We start from the raw sequence: 14314 nt of genomic DNA on the forward strand, positions 1-14314 counted from the left end.
CTGATCGGTTATTATTAACGCTGCTTCTTATGACGCACAGCAGCTTTATAATTACGTGCAAGCTGCTTGTTTGAGCTCTTGTGCTCGCGCTGTGCACGGGCATCCTCTGCCCGCTTCATGAAGGCGAACTCGCGCTCTAACTTGCGGTAGGCCGTAAGTCTGGCTGCCGCAAGCTCGCCGCTTGCGATGGCTTGCTGTACGGCGCAGCCTGGCTCTTGTTGGTGTTCGCAGTCGGTGAAGCGGCATGCGGCAGCGAAGTCCGCCACATCTTCGAAGGCATCGGACAAACCGTGGCCATCATTGCCTTCCAGCGTGACGAGGCCGACTTCACGCATGCCAGGCGTATCAATCAGCCAAGCACCATGTGCAAGCGGCAGCAGTTCACGATGCGTAGTGGTGTGGCGACCCTTGCCATCACCTTCGCGTATATCTTGTGTCAGCATATGCTCAGTGCCAGATAAGGCGTTCGAGAGTGTAGATTTGCCGACACCTGATGAGCCTACTAGTACTACCGTACTTCCGGCGGGAAGGGCGGCTCTCAGCTCTGCGATCCCTTCATTCGTTAAGGAGGAGACAGTGTACACTTGCGCGCCAGGTACAGCATTCATCGCTTGTGCGACGTAGTCCGCTGCATCGGCCGGATCTGTGACGGCATCGGCCTTCGTCAGTACAACAAGCGGCATAGCACCGCTGTCGTAGGCGAGAGCCGCATACCGCTCCAAGCGGCGCGGCTCAAAATCTACCGTCATCGCGGTGACTAGCAGCGCGATGTCAACGTTGGACGCAATCACTTGCGCGTCCTTGCGGCCGCCGGCCACCTTGCGGGCGAACACGCCGCGCCGCGGGAGCACGCCGGCAATCGTGGCCCGCCCTTCGGCAGGGCGAGGGGCGACGGCTACCCAGTCGCCCACGGCTGGCCAATCGCTTGGCATAAGCATAGCCGCGCGCGCTTGGCCGGACGGCTCTGCGAGCCATTCGCCGGCTTCGCCGTACACCCGGTACAAATGCTTGTGCGCAAGCGCCACTCGCGCTGGCACAAGCGAGTCCCCAAAGCGGCGCGCAACCGCTTCGTTCAGCTCCGCGAGCCACGTGGTCCAGCTCGCTGACCACGACTCGTCCCAGCCTAGCGAGCTCAGGCTGGTCCAGCTTGGTGAAGGAGGCTGCGAAAGCCTATCGCTAACGGAGGCGATCGCCTCCATTGCCGCCAAATTAGCAGCCTCGGCAGCTGTATGATCCATGATGGATGCTGATTCATACTTACTATTGATCATATGTGCACGTGATGATAACGTGCTGTCTTCATTTGATTGATTACTATAATTATTGTTCAAGTCTGTATTCTCCCTATTAGGTAGGAAGACGCCAGCCAACGAACAGCTTTAAGTCGATCTAACGTCTTCTCCTCGATTGTGAACTTGCAGTGACACGGACGACTAAGCGACAGTGAACAAGTTCGGGAGCAGACGGGGTTCACACCTTTCCACACAGGTGCTTAATGGCTTAATGGATCAGCTATTGCAGAAATGCCGAATACACGGCTATCGGATGAACCCTACCTCCCGAACGTCACATACAATGGATAATTTCACCATATAACATCCCTCGCTTTCTTCAGGTTCATAATGAGATATGAAATGGAATCTCTTGAGGCGTTCCCTTCATGCCCTTATTATATCCAAACTTCCTGACCTTGGAAACCGAAATTTACAATGCAATCCGTTGTCCGCGCATGCATATTTTCTACAGGTATGTTATAATAATCGCTTGGAAACCTATAATTGTTACAAAGGACGGGAATGCCATGATTAGTACAACAGGCGTCACGCTCCGCTACGGCAAGCGCGCGCTGTTCGAGGACGTTAACATTAAGTTCACTCCGGGCAACTGCTACGGTCTGATAGGCGCGAACGGGGCGGGCAAGTCAACATTTTTGAAAATATTGTCTGGTGAAATTGAAGCCAATAGCGGGGAAGTTCATATTACACCTGGCGACCGTATGTCGGTGTTGAAACAGAACCATTACGAATATGACGAGAACAAAGTGCTGGAGACCGTTGTTATGGGTCACCAACGCTTGTATAACATTATGAAAGAGAAGGACGCTCTTTATGCGAAGACGGACTTCACTGAAGAAGACGGCATGCGTGCAGGCGAGCTGGAAGGCGAATTTGCAGAGCTGAACGGTTGGGAAGCGGAGTCGGATGCAGCAGCGATGCTGATCGGTCTTGGTATTCCAAGAGAGCTGCATGAGAAGCTGATGTCTGAGCTTGACGGCAACGAGAAGGTTCGTGTCTTGCTTGCGCAAGCGTTGTTCGGCAGCCCGAACATTTTGCTGCTCGATGAGCCTACCAACCACTTGGACTTGGAGTCCATTAACTGGCTGGAGAACTTCTTGATGGACTATGAAGGTACTGTTATTGTAGTATCCCATGACCGTCACTTCTTGAACAAAGTATGTACCAATATTGCGGATATCGATTTCGGTAAGATTCAATTGTACGCGGGTAACTACGACTTCTGGTACGAGTCGAGCCAATTGGCTACGAAGCTGGTGCGCGACGCGAACAAGAAGAAGGAAGAGAAGATTAAAGATCTGCAAGCGTTTATTCAACGCTTTAGCGCCAATGCTTCGAAATCGAAGCAGGCGACGGCTCGTAAGAAAATGCTCGACAAGATTACGTTGGACGATATTCGTCCATCGAGCCGCAAGTATCCGTTTATCAACTTCAAATCCGAACGTGAGGCAGGCAAGCAACTTTTGACCATCGAAGGATTAACGAAGTCTGTCGACGGCGAGAAAGTGTTTGAGAACTTGCATCTTGTTGTCAATAAAGGGGATAAGATCGCGCTTGTTGGACCAAATGGTCTGGCGAAAACGACATTGTTCCAAGTTCTGATGGGCGAAGTGGAGCCAGATGCAGGCGAATTCACATGGGGTGTTACAACTTCGCAAGCGTATTTCCCTAAAGACAACTCCGAATACTTCGACGGTGTGGAAGACAATCTGGTAGATTGGCTGCGTCAATATTCGAAGGATCAGGACGAGACGTTCCTGCGTGGCTTCTTAGGACGTATGTTGTTCTCTGGTGAGGAAGCGCTGAAGAAAGCCAGCGTATTGTCCGGGGGCGAGAAAGTACGTTGTATGCTGTCTAAAATGATGATGACGGGAGCCAACGTGTTATTGCTTGATGAGCCAACGAACCACTTGGACCTCGAATCCATTACAGCGCTTAACAATGGTTTGATCGACTTTGACGGCACGATGCTGTTTACGTCGCATGACCATCAGTTCGTACAGACGGTAGCTAACCGCATCATCGAAATTACACCAAATGGTGTCATTGATCGTGTAACTACGTTTGATGAGTACTTGGAGAGCGATGAGATCAAAGGTTTACGTGCGAATTTGTATCCAGCAGAAGAGAAATAAAGTATATATAAGAAGCGCGGATTGTCTGTTAAGGACGGTCCGCGCTTCTTTATGGCATACGTGTGACGTTAAAAGACGTGTAAGTGACGTAATAATAGCAGTCACAGGCGCATAAATAGCAGCAAGGGGACTTCTCTATTGGGAAGTCCCCTTGCTGTCTGCTTGCTTCACTGATGCAAGTGGAATGTCTAACGGAACATGCGGAAATCTATGTAGATCGTGAGGTGTTCAGTGCGTATTGAAACGCATGGAGCAGCTTAACAAAGGCCCGCTTGCGGATCTGGCCATATGTGACCGCACTGATTGGCGGGTCAAAGCAGAAGCTGTATACTTTCGTGTCAGTCATTCGTGCCGCCTTCATATATCGTTCTCGGATAAGCAATTGCTCATCCGCTTCCAACTCATCGACGATGGATTCGATCAGCCCGCAGAAGGCGAGGCATTCGTTCGCCTTGTCCATATTGTGAATGGCGATGGCAGATGTAGGATCGCCAATCCGATTCGTAGCTCCGTTCTCCCTTGCTTCATAATTGGCCGTAATGCGTGCTTCACGCACGGTAAACTTCATCACCTTGCACATTCTATACTTGGAAAACACTTGTTCAATCTGCGCTTTAGCTTGCTTTGCATTGAGCGGCTCCTCTTCTGGCATCTCCATAAAATAAGTTGATATCATCATCAGGCAAGTCCTCCTTCATTTCCATCCGAACTATGGAACACCGTGGGCAGGTATCTTTATTATACCACAAAAAGAGAACAAATGTTCTTATAAATATTAAAAAGAAATCAAAAAGAAACTAGCAAAAAGCAATAAACCAAACATGCGTTCGGTGTTTTATACTATTAACGTGGACATCGTGAGCACAGGGAAATGATCTCTCATCTAGCTTGTTTGGATCGTGGAGTGAAGTTCAGTTGGTAGATTGCGATGTTAGCAAAGGAGGTGATGTGCATTGATTGCGTACCGCAACATCGTCCAGCAATGGATTGTACCTATGGGGGAAGCCCTTAAGCTGCCTGTAGTTAGCATGGATTCGCTGCGCACGAATAACACGCTGCCATTACTCGTCTACGATGTGACAGAGCCTTATATCGATTGCAGCCCACATCCGGTAGATACGGGAACTGGAGATGTAGAGAAGCTTGTGGAGATGGAATGGCAGCTGCTCATTTGCGGTGACGACCGCATGGAAATGGTAGAAGGCTGTCGGGATATGCTGGGCTGGTTGTGGACCGAGGGACTAGAGCATCTGGCGAAGTTATCGGTCTCGATGGTTCGAATTAGCCCTGCGCAATGGAAGACAGATCCTCATGCCGGGCTTGGTCTTCAAGTGAGGCTGCGAATGAAAGATCGCTTTGTGCGTTCTTTTACGTCGATTGACAAGGTTGAATTGACTTCAACAGAAAAAAAGGGAGTGGATGATTAATGACAGTACAAGACGTGCAAGTAACGATCGATTTACAAAAGCCGACAGGACGGTTGTCTTTGGCGACACCATTGATTCTCGGTAAAAAGGCCGGCGGGTTTGCCTATAAAGAGTTCGGTGATCTCGACGCTGTAAAAGTTGAATTTGCAGAAACAACGACCGAATATAAGATGGCGCAAGCGTTGTTTGGTCAGGGAGACCGCTCCCCAAAACGAATTGCCATTACAGCTCATGATGAGACAGAGGAACCTGCTGCACGTCTGCGTGCTGTGCTGGATAATAGCTGGTATTTCCTTCTTTCAGCGGATAACAGTACGACTGTTGTAGAGGCGCTGGCTGAAGTGTTAGAGCAAGAAGACTACCGCTTGTATGTTACTCGTATTGCAGACAAAAACAAGCTGCAAGTGCTTAAAGCCAAGGGGTACACGCGAACGGTCGTATTCTACCATACGGATGCTGCAACTTATCCCGATGCGGCATTGGTAGGTGCGGTTGGCTCTGAGGATGTAGGTTCGGTTACGTGGAAGTTCAAAATTTGCACGGGTATTTCTCCATTGAAGCTGACATCTACTCAACTGCTGGAGGTGCATGACAATGGTGCGATTACATATGTAAATAAACAAGGTGAAGCACGAACATCGGAAGGAAAGACCGTATCTGGCGAGTATATCGACGTTATTATGTCTCGTGATTTTGTACGTGCTCGCATGGAAGCTCAGATTCAAAACTTGCTTAATCAATCCGATAAGATTCCGTATACAAATGCTGGTATTGCCCAAATCGAGAGTGCAGTGGTGAATGTGCTGCATGAAGCCTTTCGTATGGGAATAATCGCGGAGGATGAAAGCGGCGAGCCGTTGTTTGGTACTTCGTTCCTGCTGCGAGATCAGGTGGAGCCAGGAGATCGCGTTAATCGCAATTATAAAGGCGGTTCATTCTGGTTTGAGATTGCAGGTGCCGTGCATCAAGTGCTGGTCAAAGGTGTTATTCGTTTCTAAGTCCGGCATAAGGGCAAAAAGTATTGAGGCTTTATATTAGCAAAAAAAGAGGATGGTGTTTATTCATGATTATGGGTATTTACGATGCAAAAAATGTGTCAGTTATCGTCAATGGCGAATATATTACGGGGTTTGGTGAGAATACATTTGTATCCTGCGAAAAGGATGAGGACATGTCTGTAGCGCATGTTGGTGCACATGGTGAAGTTGCGATCGCTCATAAGAACAATCCACTAGGTACGATCAAATTAACCTTGATGTCCACTTCTCCCTATTTGACCAAGCTTCACCAGTTAGCGCGCGAGAAAAAAATATTTGATATTTGGGTCGTATCCCATAATGAACCGCGCGAACGCATTGGTAGTGCACAAGCGATCATGAAAAAACTTCCGACGGCTGCCTTTGGCTCTGAGTTGGAAGACCGTGAATTTGAAATTCAATTGCTGAAATATACACATACAGTGTAATACCTTTAACACAAGAAGAAAGGGTGAATGTAAATGAGCAAGCAAAAGATCGTCACGATTGATGGAGAAGAATTGGTGCTACAGCATCCAGGAGCGCGTGCTCTAATGCGGCTGTATGATGTCGCGCTAAAGGCCGATGGCGGCTGGAAACTCGAAGCATCGATGGATTTCTTCCTTCAGCATGTCATCGTATCTCCGCGTCTCCATTGGGAGGGGCTTGAAGATAAATCTGATCTTTTGACTCCGTTATGGCTGGAATGTGCACGATTCCTGGGGATGGTTGATACACCCTTGGAATCCGAATCATCCGACGTATAAGCAATCCATCACCCTGAATCCGCTCCGGCAGCTGTTCTGGCAGGTCGTCTTGAACAACCGGGGCGGCGTTTCATATACAGAGGCGAGCAGCATGAGCATTGAGGAACTGTGTGAGGCTGCGGCGGCGATGGAATGGATATACGGGAAAGGAGGGAAATAAACAATGGATGATCGGATTGTTAAAAATACACACCGTGAGCTCCGCACGATGAACGGGAAACTAGACGAGCTTGAATTGACGTTGAATATACTGACGAGTACGATTCGCAATCAGTCAAATTTATTGTTCTCTACAATGAAAATGAAGTCAGCAGCAAGTGCTCACCCACTACAGCCAACTCTGAATACAACTCGTTTGGAACTGGCGTTGGATCGAGTTCAGGTGGCTATGGTTCACCAGGGCGATGCTATGCGGCAATTGTTCGCTTTAAAGTCAGGTGCAGCAAATGTACAAGGTGCCGCTGCCGCCAAGACTTCGGACGATAAGCCGAAGCTGCAACCGTGGGCTGAAAATTTCCAGAAATCTGATTTTGGCAAGACTATCATTAGCAGTAATGAAGTTTTGAAGCCTTTTAAGGAATTGGGGGATACGGTTGTAGCTCTGTTTGAAGGCCCTCAGAAAATTAAAACTTCTATTGATGAGTATCGGAAATGGTTTCAAGGGAAAGGAGGGGAATCCGGCAATAACAACAGTGACAGCAATGGAGGTTGCACTTGTAGCTGTTGTGCTCCTGCTAGTGGTGGAACAGGCGGGAATGGAGGAGGCTCCCCTGATACCCAGAGCGATTCGAGGCGTAGAGATTCACGCCGTGCCCGTGGTCGCCAAGGACGTCAAGATTCAGAACCTACGCAGGAGTCAAGGAGAAGTTCGAATAACGGGGGCAGAAGCAGACGTAATCGACGAAATACCGGTGCGAATCAGCGGAACTCAAGAAGAGGCTCTTCTTCGGGCGGATCTTCCGCACCTCCTCCTGAGCCTAGCACTGGAGCGGGTAGACAAGAGTTAGGACGTGCAGCCCAAGGTGAGGATGGCTCTGGATCACGCACAAGAACAGACAGGCACGGACCAGCGTGGAAATTATCCCATTTGCTGCCGAAAAGCCGGAAAGGCAGAGCAGCTTTAGGCATTGCAGGTGCCGCCGGGGCCATTGGAGCAGGGTATGCCTTATTTGGCGGAAGCAACAAAGAAGGGCAGCAGCCTGACGATGGAAGCAGTCAGCCATCTGCCACGTTAACTAATGTCGCAACTGTCGCTCAATCTTCTATGGATATGGTCCAAGCGGTACAGTCGATGCGTGGAGCGGCTGATGTAACAGCAGGGGCGGCCCAGCAAGCAGCAGCTCCGACAACTGCAAACGCGATTAGAGCTTCTGCTCAATCGGCATCCGCCGCAACAAGAACAGCTTCAGCTGCCAAAAAAGTCGGGTGGTTCGGCAAGTTGCTTAAAGGCGCCAAAGTAGTTAGTAAAGCAACCAAGCTGCTGCGGCTTACACCGGCCGGCTTTTTGGGAGGGCTGGCGCTTGATGCCGGTTTATGGGCGGCTGAGAAGTTTTTGCTCCCAAAAGAGGAAGACCAAGGCAAGGATGAGCTTCAAAAGCTGCCGTCCCCTCAAACGTTAACGAACAACATAAGCAGAGCTGGAACTGCTTCACCATTGGCTGCCACAGCACGAGCACCTATGGTGCCCCAAACAGGCATAGGTCCTGCGACTGCTTCCGCTGCAACAACTTCTTATCGTCCTTATTCTGATATGACAGGCACGGGAGTTCCTGTATCTACGTCGCCGACGTTAAATATGCCACCACCGATACCAGGACGAACAGGGACGATGGATGTAAGTGCAAATAGCAACGTGGTGATGAACCTGAATGTAAATGGGTATGTTGATATGCGGATGATTGATGAAATTAAACGGATTGCGCGCGAGCAATTTGATGCTTCATTCCGCTCGTTTGAACGAAGTATTACAAGTAAGATGCCTAAGCCGCAGGTTGGTCCGGGAGGGGTGACTTCTCATTAAGCAAAAATCAGCACAAAAGTTAAGTCGTTTAGGTGGAATAGATTTATTTGTGACATCAGAAGAGCCGGAGTATGCGGTGCAGGTGAGTAGTCACAGTGTTGAAAAAGGTGGAACGATAACAGATCATATCCAGAAAGATACGGTTAGTCTCCATCTCGAAGGACTATTAATTGGACCTAAAGCAGATCAATATCGGCATCGTTTAGTTAAAGCAATGAACGCAGGAACACTGCTTCAATATTCAGGTCGTAATTTGCTATTAAATTGTGCGATTACAAGCTTGAGAACGGCGCATGACAATTCCATCTCTAATGGGATGAGCTTTTCCATGACGCTCAAGCAAATTCATGTAGTTACGGTTAGCTACAAGAAGCTGCCTCCCAAACGGAAGGTGGTCTTGAAGCCGATAACCCGTGTCGGGCAAAAAAATGCAACGTATCGTCCCAAAACGATTTCACATACAGTCCGTAGAGGACAGACATGGGAGCAAATTGCTGGTTACTATGGCACAAGTTCCTATCAGCTTCGTAGTTGGAACTCACATTTAGATGCTCACGTTCCACCACCAGTAGGCATGATCCTGTCTATAGGGCAAAATGCGAGTGCTAAACAAAAAGCTATGAACCCGAATTTGAAGCATGCGGCACGAACTCACACGGTAGTATATGGTGAGAGTTGGAATTCAATAGCTTCTAGGTATCGTACAAGCCCCGATATATTAAAAGGATTAAATCCTAACATTAATGGCTACACCATACTGAAGTCTGGAATGGTGATCCGTGTTCTATAAATAGCAGTCACTTTTACGACGGTAAAGCTGTTTCTGGGGAAGGAGGAGTGTGTGTGGCAATTGTTGTCATTGATAAGGAGTTGGTTCCTTACTCGTTTGAGATGGACTTAGGTGGTCGTATGTATACGTTTGAAATTCGTTATAACAATAAACATGATTATTTTACAGTGGACTTGCTAATAGGCGAACGTGCGCTTGCATTAGGTGTGAAACTAGTGTGGGGTGTGCCTTTGTTTGAAGCCATTGAGACACCTTTGTTTCCGTTGGAAGAGATTGTACCTTATGGAGATAATCTGAATGAGCATGTAACCTGGGATACGCTTGGGCGATCGGTGCACATTCATTTGGGAGAAGATGATGGAATATTTATATAATCGCCAATGTGAAGTGCTTGTTGGAGGATACAAATTTACGTATCAAGACCTGACCATGCGTGTTGTGGTTGACTTTGATGATGATAAAGAAGCCAACGAATCTACCATTGAGTTATACAATTTATCCAAGCATACACGAGCAAGTCTTCGTAATGGCATGCGTGTCATCGTGAATGCGGGATATGGTCGTACTTTAGGGACGGTACTACAAGGTAATATCGTTGAGATTCGAACGAAGCGCGAGCAGATGGATCAAATTACGACCATTCAAGTGAAAGACGATTTAACTGTATCTGTCTATCATGTGGTGCAATCTTATCGAAAAGGTATAAAGGCAAGTGAAATTATTCGCGATCTACTAAATCAAGCGCAAATTCCTCATGGAGAAATAGCGTTGCCCTCTGATTATACGTATGCCAAAGGTTTTGTTGTAAAAGGCGATCCTGTAGCAGCCATTCGGAGAGCTGCTGCGGCCTGTGGAATTATGACTTATACAAGGCAAGGCAAGCTGCATTTTCAAGCATCGGGCAGTTCTGCCGCCAATCGAACCGCTATTCGTCTAGCTGCAAGCAGTGGTTTGCTTGATAGCCCACAAACTTTTGTAGATGGGGATATAAAGGGGGTTCGGGCAACCTCATTATTAAATCACCGTTTACATGCTGGTGCGCTCGTCTGGTTGGAGAGCGAGGACAATAACGGAGTGTATCAAGTCAGACAAGGTAGACACACCATTTCGGCGGAACAATTTGTTACAGATGTGGATTTAGTGAAGGAGTCCTAGTTTTTAGTTGGTACAGAGAACTGTTTCATAGTCGAGGAAGGAGGAGCACAATGGGGGCCAATCGAGCGGTTGGAGCGTTGGATGCTTGGATGGAGCATAAGCTGTCTGGCACAGTAGGAGCACAAATAGGGACAATTCTTAATATGGAAGCAGGCCGTGCAGACGTGGAATTGGAAGGCGAGATTGGGGCGATTCGCTATCAATTGCCTATGCTAGAGCTTTCGCCTGATGTGATACTTGAGAACGGCAACCGAGTATTGGTTGTATTTACTGAAGCAAACAGTGGTGGCGGCATTATTGTTGGGAAGGTGGCGGCCGAATGAGAACTTGGCAGCTGCTAGATGGGGATATTCAACTGATAGATGGACAAGTGGCTTGGATTGATGGACGGGATGAGCTTGCACAGGCTGTGCGAATCAGATTGGGAACTCGCTTAGGCGAGTATTTTTTTGCCCCAGAAATGGGGTTGGATCATGAAAAGTTGCTCGGAAAGCAAGTTAGTGAAGAAGGAATTCGCGAAGCGATCATGTTATGTCTGGCGGAAGAGTCACGTATTTTATCGATCGATGAAATGGAACTGGAATGGGATGTGAACACCCGTCAGCTTTCAGTTCAGTTGACCCTCACAGGTACGGATGGAGAGGAGGTTACACTTCGATATGCTGAATTCAGCGGGATTGAAACGCAAAACGTATAACGAGATTTATGAAGAGATGGTTAATGAGCTTGGAAAAAGGCTTGGTCAAGATATGAATACATCGGAGTCGTCTCCGCTTGGTATGATGCTCCAAGTATTTGCATGGCACTTGTCAGTGCTGTGGGAAGACGTGGAGCAGGTTTATCATGAGTCGTATATTCAATATGCAACGGGTGTCCAACTGGATGCATTAGCAGTGTTCTACGGATTGCGCCGCAAGTTGGAGCAGCCTGCACACGGCGTGGTGGAACTGAATGGGGTGCCTGGTTATATCGTACAACCTGGTTATCGGGTAGGAACAAAGACAGGCATTTGGTTTACAACGATTGCGCCATGCGCCTTGAATGATCGTGGCAAAGGAACTGCTGCCATCACTGCTGTTATACCTGGCATTATGGGGAATGTCCCTGCTCACTCTATCGTCGAGGCATTTAGTCCTTTGAAAGAAATTACGGGTATTACGAATTTGCGGGAAACTGAGGATGGGCGTGAACAGGAAAATGATGTGGAGTTTCGTGACCGGTTGCGAGCGGCACGGGATGGCAGTCATGCTGCTACTATTGATGCGATCGTTTCTGCACTGCTGCAACTACCAGATGTGAAGTCCGCTGCCGTGCAAGTCAACGACACGATGCAAACAGACGAACAAGGAATACCGCCCAAATCTATCCGTGCTTATGTCTATGGCGGACAGTCCGAACAAATTGCCAAAGCCATCTTTGACAAAAAGGCGGCGGGTATTGGGACGGATGGTAGGGAAAGTGTTGAAGTGAAGGATATTAGTGGTCATCTTCATAAAGTACAGTTTAGCCGCATGACGATGCTGGACGTTCATGTGGAGGTGTCTGTGGCTGCCAATTCTGCATTCCCTGCAAAAGGGCAAGATGAGATTATTACGGCCATAGCTCAATATATTGGTGGCATTGGCGCTGATCAGCAGGATTACACAGGCTTGGCTCAAGGTTCTCGTATCGTATTTAGCCGTCTTTTGACAGCAATACAAAATGTGCCAGGGATAGAGGAAGTAATGGATTTGAAAGTGAAGCTGGGTGATCGTGAGTATGTGTCCGGTAACGTTGATGTTCCGCTCTACCACGTATCAAGGGTGGCACCAGATCGGATTAAGGTGGCGGTGAGCCATGTTTAAGCTAGAACAAGTGATGGGGATGCTGCCGGAATTGGTATCGAGAGAAGGAAGCCATTTCTCCAAGCTTGTTGATGTTTGGCTGGTGCAGATGAACGAGCTAAGTGAGACCATTGCGCGCATTTCTTCGTGGAAGAGTATCGATAATGCAGAGGGCGCTGCACTTGACATGATTGGCGGTAATCTCGGTCAACCTCGTGGTCAAGCGACAGATGAGGTTTACCGCATGCTGCTCCGTTCCAAGCTGGCACGTATGAATGCCAGCGGTAATCTGAACTCTGTCATTGAAGTGTTGGCGTTGGCGTTAAACACGTCACCTGACGAGTTTCGTCTTTCTGAGCGGTACAACGATCTTTTTGAGCCTGAGCCAGCAGCAATTCACGTTAACGAAGTACCTTATGAAAAGTTGAACAGTGTTGGCTTGAGCCCTGGCCAATTTGTGTCGCTTGTTGAGAAGCTGGTTGCAGCTGGCGTTCGTGTTGGCCAGGTTGAGCTAATGGGTACGCTTGCATTAGCTTCATTGTCAGACACACTGGAGTCCAGTGATTACGGCCTGGCCGATGAAGCGATGACTGTTGGCGGCACGCTTGGTGATTTGTATGTGCCGGGGAATGATTATGAGCTACCTATGTGAAGTTAGCGGCTTCACTTCATAGGTTAGATTCGCACACGAAATGAAATTAGAGGTGAACATGTATGGCATATGAAAAGGAACTTCCCGAATGGAAAGCCAAGGGGGTTAAGCCCCCGCAAAGTAAGCTGGACGAAGGTTGGAAGGTTCAGGATAAGCCCCCTGCGGCTTGGCTCAACTGGCAGATGAATGCGACGTATGAAGCGTTGAAGGAGTTGCAGGAGAAGGCTGTTAACAAAAGCGGGGATACATTTACTGGTGAAGTTGTTGTAGGTAATAAATTAAAGGCTAAAGGGATTAATATCACTGAAGGTTATTTTGAAGTGAGTTCTTTGGGATCAGCGTATGGGATTGGCAAATTTCAATCTTTCTATGATGCAAATAATAAGACTTTGCAAATAAATGGACGTGATAGTTCCGATGCGCTTACAACTGTGGACTTGCAGTTAAATGGACGTATGCATGTAAATAGAAGCGGCATCCAACTAGGGATTGGTTTACCAGCGACAGCTAATTTTCATATGGTATCGGATGATGTAGGTGGTCGCCCAACCTTGCGAATTTACAATGGGGACTATGGAGCTGGCACAAGGATGTTTGCTATAGATAATCAAGGGCATGCGATGCTAGGGAATCAGACGAGTCCAAGCAATGTGGAAGGCTGGTCCAGAATATTTGATGTTTATTCCGGAAGTAACGCTCAGATCAAAGTAAGAACAGACTTAATAGATAGTCGTTTTCAGGTGCATGATCAAGGATTTTCTGGAGGTGCTCCAGGGTTACTCATAGGTACGGCTTCTAATCATGATGTGACCTTCCTGGTCGGGAATCAAAATAGGATGAGTATTACTAAAGATGGTTCCCTCAATATAAGTGCGGCTATAAGAATGAATTCAGGTAACACTTGGAAATTTTATGTTGATAATGCAGGGTCTGTGCATTCAAATGCTGGATCTAATGATGGAGGATTACTTCATTATCAGCTCAGAAATAACACCGGCTTACGATGGGGTATTGGTCTAACGGGAAATGAAAATGGTCTCAACAACGGCTCGGATTTCTCTATTTGGTCTTACGATAATAATGAAAATATGATTCATAGACCGTTAATTATTACAAGGAAAAATAGTGCGCTTCTATTCGGCTCTCCCCTTCGCGCAACTCATGTTTACCCTCATGCCCCTGCTAATCATGAAGGGAATGAAGGCGAGATTTGGATTCAATATTAAGGAGTGAT

Annotated in this window: 16 protein-coding genes; 14 read left to right on the forward strand and 2 right to left on the reverse strand. The window is 47.8% G+C overall.

What is annotated here, in order from left to right:
• Positions 1-14: 14 nt before the first annotated feature.
• A complete protein-coding gene (gene rsgA / locus H509_RS0114615) occupies positions 15-1331 on the reverse strand; it encodes a ribosome small subunit-dependent GTPase A (RefSeq protein ID WP_245596095.1) in 1317 nt (438 codons plus the stop codon).
• Between the two features lie 470 nt (positions 1332-1801).
• Here rsgA and H509_RS0114620 point away from each other — a divergent pair, with 470 nt between their 5' ends.
• Entirely contained in the window at positions 1802-3430 is a 1629-nt protein-coding gene (locus tag H509_RS0114620) for an ABC-F family ATP-binding cassette domain-containing protein (RefSeq protein ID WP_028545741.1), read from the forward strand.
• 208 nt (positions 3431-3638) lie between these two features.
• On the opposite strand, the gene H509_RS0114625 is transcribed toward H509_RS0114620, so the two are convergent.
• On the reverse strand, positions 3639-4109 hold the full coding sequence (locus H509_RS0114625; RefSeq protein WP_028545742.1) for an ArpU family phage packaging/lysis transcriptional regulator: 471 nt from the start codon (positions 4107-4109) through the stop codon (positions 3639-3641).
• A gap of 274 nt (positions 4110-4383) precedes the next feature.
• On the opposite strand from H509_RS0114625, the gene H509_RS0114630 reads away from it, so the two are divergent.
• The 13 genes from H509_RS0114630 to H509_RS26840 all read left to right on the forward strand — a co-directional run bounded on the left by H509_RS0114630 (position 4384) and on the right by H509_RS26840 (position 14306).
• Positions 4384-4857, forward strand: coding sequence for a phage neck terminator protein (locus H509_RS0114630; protein ID WP_028545743.1), 474 nt, complete (start codon positions 4384-4386; stop codon positions 4855-4857).
• Entirely contained in the window at positions 4857-5855 is a 999-nt protein-coding gene (locus H509_RS0114635; RefSeq protein ID WP_028545744.1) for a DUF3383 family protein, read from the forward strand. The genes H509_RS0114630 and H509_RS0114635 overlap by 1 nt, the downstream gene beginning before the upstream one ends.
• 65 nt (positions 5856-5920) lie before the next feature.
• A complete protein-coding gene (locus tag H509_RS0114640) occupies positions 5921-6322 on the forward strand; it encodes a phage structural protein (protein WP_028545745.1) in 402 nt (133 codons plus the stop codon).
• Positions 6323-6355: 33 nt separating this feature from the next.
• Positions 6356-6640 carry a hypothetical protein gene (locus H509_RS0114645; RefSeq protein ID WP_028545746.1) on the forward strand — a complete coding sequence of 95 codons (285 nt, stop codon included), beginning with the start codon at positions 6356-6358 and terminating at the stop codon, positions 6638-6640.
• Between the two features lie 163 nt (positions 6641-6803).
• Positions 6804-8660, forward strand: coding sequence for a hypothetical protein (locus H509_RS0114650; RefSeq protein WP_028545747.1), 1857 nt, complete (start codon positions 6804-6806; stop codon positions 8658-8660).
• Between the two features lie 49 nt (positions 8661-8709).
• Positions 8710-9450 (forward strand): LysM peptidoglycan-binding domain-containing protein, encoded by a 741-nt coding sequence (locus tag H509_RS0114655; protein WP_028545748.1) that lies wholly within the window; start codon positions 8710-8712, stop codon positions 9448-9450.
• Between the two features lie 53 nt (positions 9451-9503).
• Complete coding sequence (locus H509_RS0114660) at positions 9504-9824, forward strand: phage baseplate plug family protein (protein ID WP_028545749.1); 321 nt, start codon at positions 9504-9506, stop codon at positions 9822-9824.
• Positions 9808-10605: a phage protein gene (locus H509_RS0114665; protein WP_028545750.1), complete on the forward strand. Its 798-nt coding sequence runs from the start codon at positions 9808-9810 to the stop codon at positions 10603-10605. The genes H509_RS0114660 and H509_RS0114665 overlap by 17 nt, the downstream gene beginning before the upstream one ends.
• Before the next feature lie 50 nt (positions 10606-10655).
• Complete coding sequence (locus H509_RS0114670) at positions 10656-10928, forward strand: hypothetical protein (protein WP_028545751.1); 273 nt, start codon at positions 10656-10658, stop codon at positions 10926-10928.
• Entirely contained in the window at positions 10925-11302 is a 378-nt protein-coding gene (locus H509_RS0114675) for a contractile injection system sheath initiator (RefSeq protein WP_028546429.1), read from the forward strand. Before H509_RS0114670 ends, H509_RS0114675 begins: the two co-directional genes overlap by 4 nt.
• Positions 11265-12449 (forward strand): baseplate J/gp47 family protein, encoded by a 1185-nt coding sequence (locus tag H509_RS0114680; RefSeq protein WP_028545752.1) that lies wholly within the window; start codon positions 11265-11267, stop codon positions 12447-12449. The genes H509_RS0114675 and H509_RS0114680 overlap by 38 nt, the downstream gene beginning before the upstream one ends.
• Positions 12442-13080 carry a hypothetical protein gene (locus tag H509_RS0114685; RefSeq protein ID WP_028545753.1) on the forward strand — a complete coding sequence of 213 codons (639 nt, stop codon included), beginning with the start codon at positions 12442-12444 and terminating at the stop codon, positions 13078-13080. The genes H509_RS0114680 and H509_RS0114685 overlap by 8 nt, the downstream gene beginning before the upstream one ends.
• 62 nt (positions 13081-13142) lie before the next feature.
• Complete coding sequence (locus H509_RS26840) at positions 13143-14306, forward strand: hypothetical protein (protein WP_028545754.1); 1164 nt, start codon at positions 13143-13145, stop codon at positions 14304-14306.
• Positions 14307-14314: the final 8 nt, after the last annotated feature.

The sequence above is a fragment of the Paenibacillus taiwanensis DSM 18679 genome (assembly GCF_000425125.1).
Classification (GTDB): domain Bacteria; phylum Bacillota; class Bacilli; order Paenibacillales; family Paenibacillaceae; genus Paenibacillus_B; species Paenibacillus_B taiwanensis.

Coding starts and splice junctions, on each gene's coding strand:
- H509_RS0114620 (WP_028545741.1), top strand. CDS start 1,802: ATGATTAGTACAACAGGCGTCACGCTCCGCTACGGCAAGCGCGCGCTG.
- H509_RS0114625 (WP_028545742.1), bottom strand. CDS start 4,109: ATGATGATATCAACTTATTTTATGGAGATGCCAGAAGAGGAGCCGCTC.
- H509_RS0114635 (WP_028545744.1), top strand. CDS start 4,857: ATGACAGTACAAGACGTGCAAGTAACGATCGATTTACAAAAGCCGACA.
- H509_RS0114640 (WP_028545745.1), top strand. CDS start 5,921: ATGATTATGGGTATTTACGATGCAAAAAATGTGTCAGTTATCGTCAAT.
- H509_RS0114645 (WP_028545746.1), top strand. CDS start 6,356: ATGAGCAAGCAAAAGATCGTCACGATTGATGGAGAAGAATTGGTGCTA.
- H509_RS0114650 (WP_028545747.1), top strand. CDS start 6,804: ATGGATGATCGGATTGTTAAAAATACACACCGTGAGCTCCGCACGATG.
- H509_RS0114665 (WP_028545750.1), top strand. CDS start 9,808: ATGGAATATTTATATAATCGCCAATGTGAAGTGCTTGTTGGAGGATAC.
- H509_RS0114670 (WP_028545751.1), top strand. CDS start 10,656: ATGGGGGCCAATCGAGCGGTTGGAGCGTTGGATGCTTGGATGGAGCAT.
- H509_RS0114675 (WP_028546429.1), top strand. CDS start 10,925: ATGAGAACTTGGCAGCTGCTAGATGGGGATATTCAACTGATAGATGGA.
- H509_RS0114680 (WP_028545752.1), top strand. CDS start 11,265: ATGCTGAATTCAGCGGGATTGAAACGCAAAACGTATAACGAGATTTAT.
- H509_RS0114685 (WP_028545753.1), top strand. CDS start 12,442: ATGTTTAAGCTAGAACAAGTGATGGGGATGCTGCCGGAATTGGTATCG.
- H509_RS26840 (WP_028545754.1), top strand. CDS start 13,143: ATGGCATATGAAAAGGAACTTCCCGAATGGAAAGCCAAGGGGGTTAAG.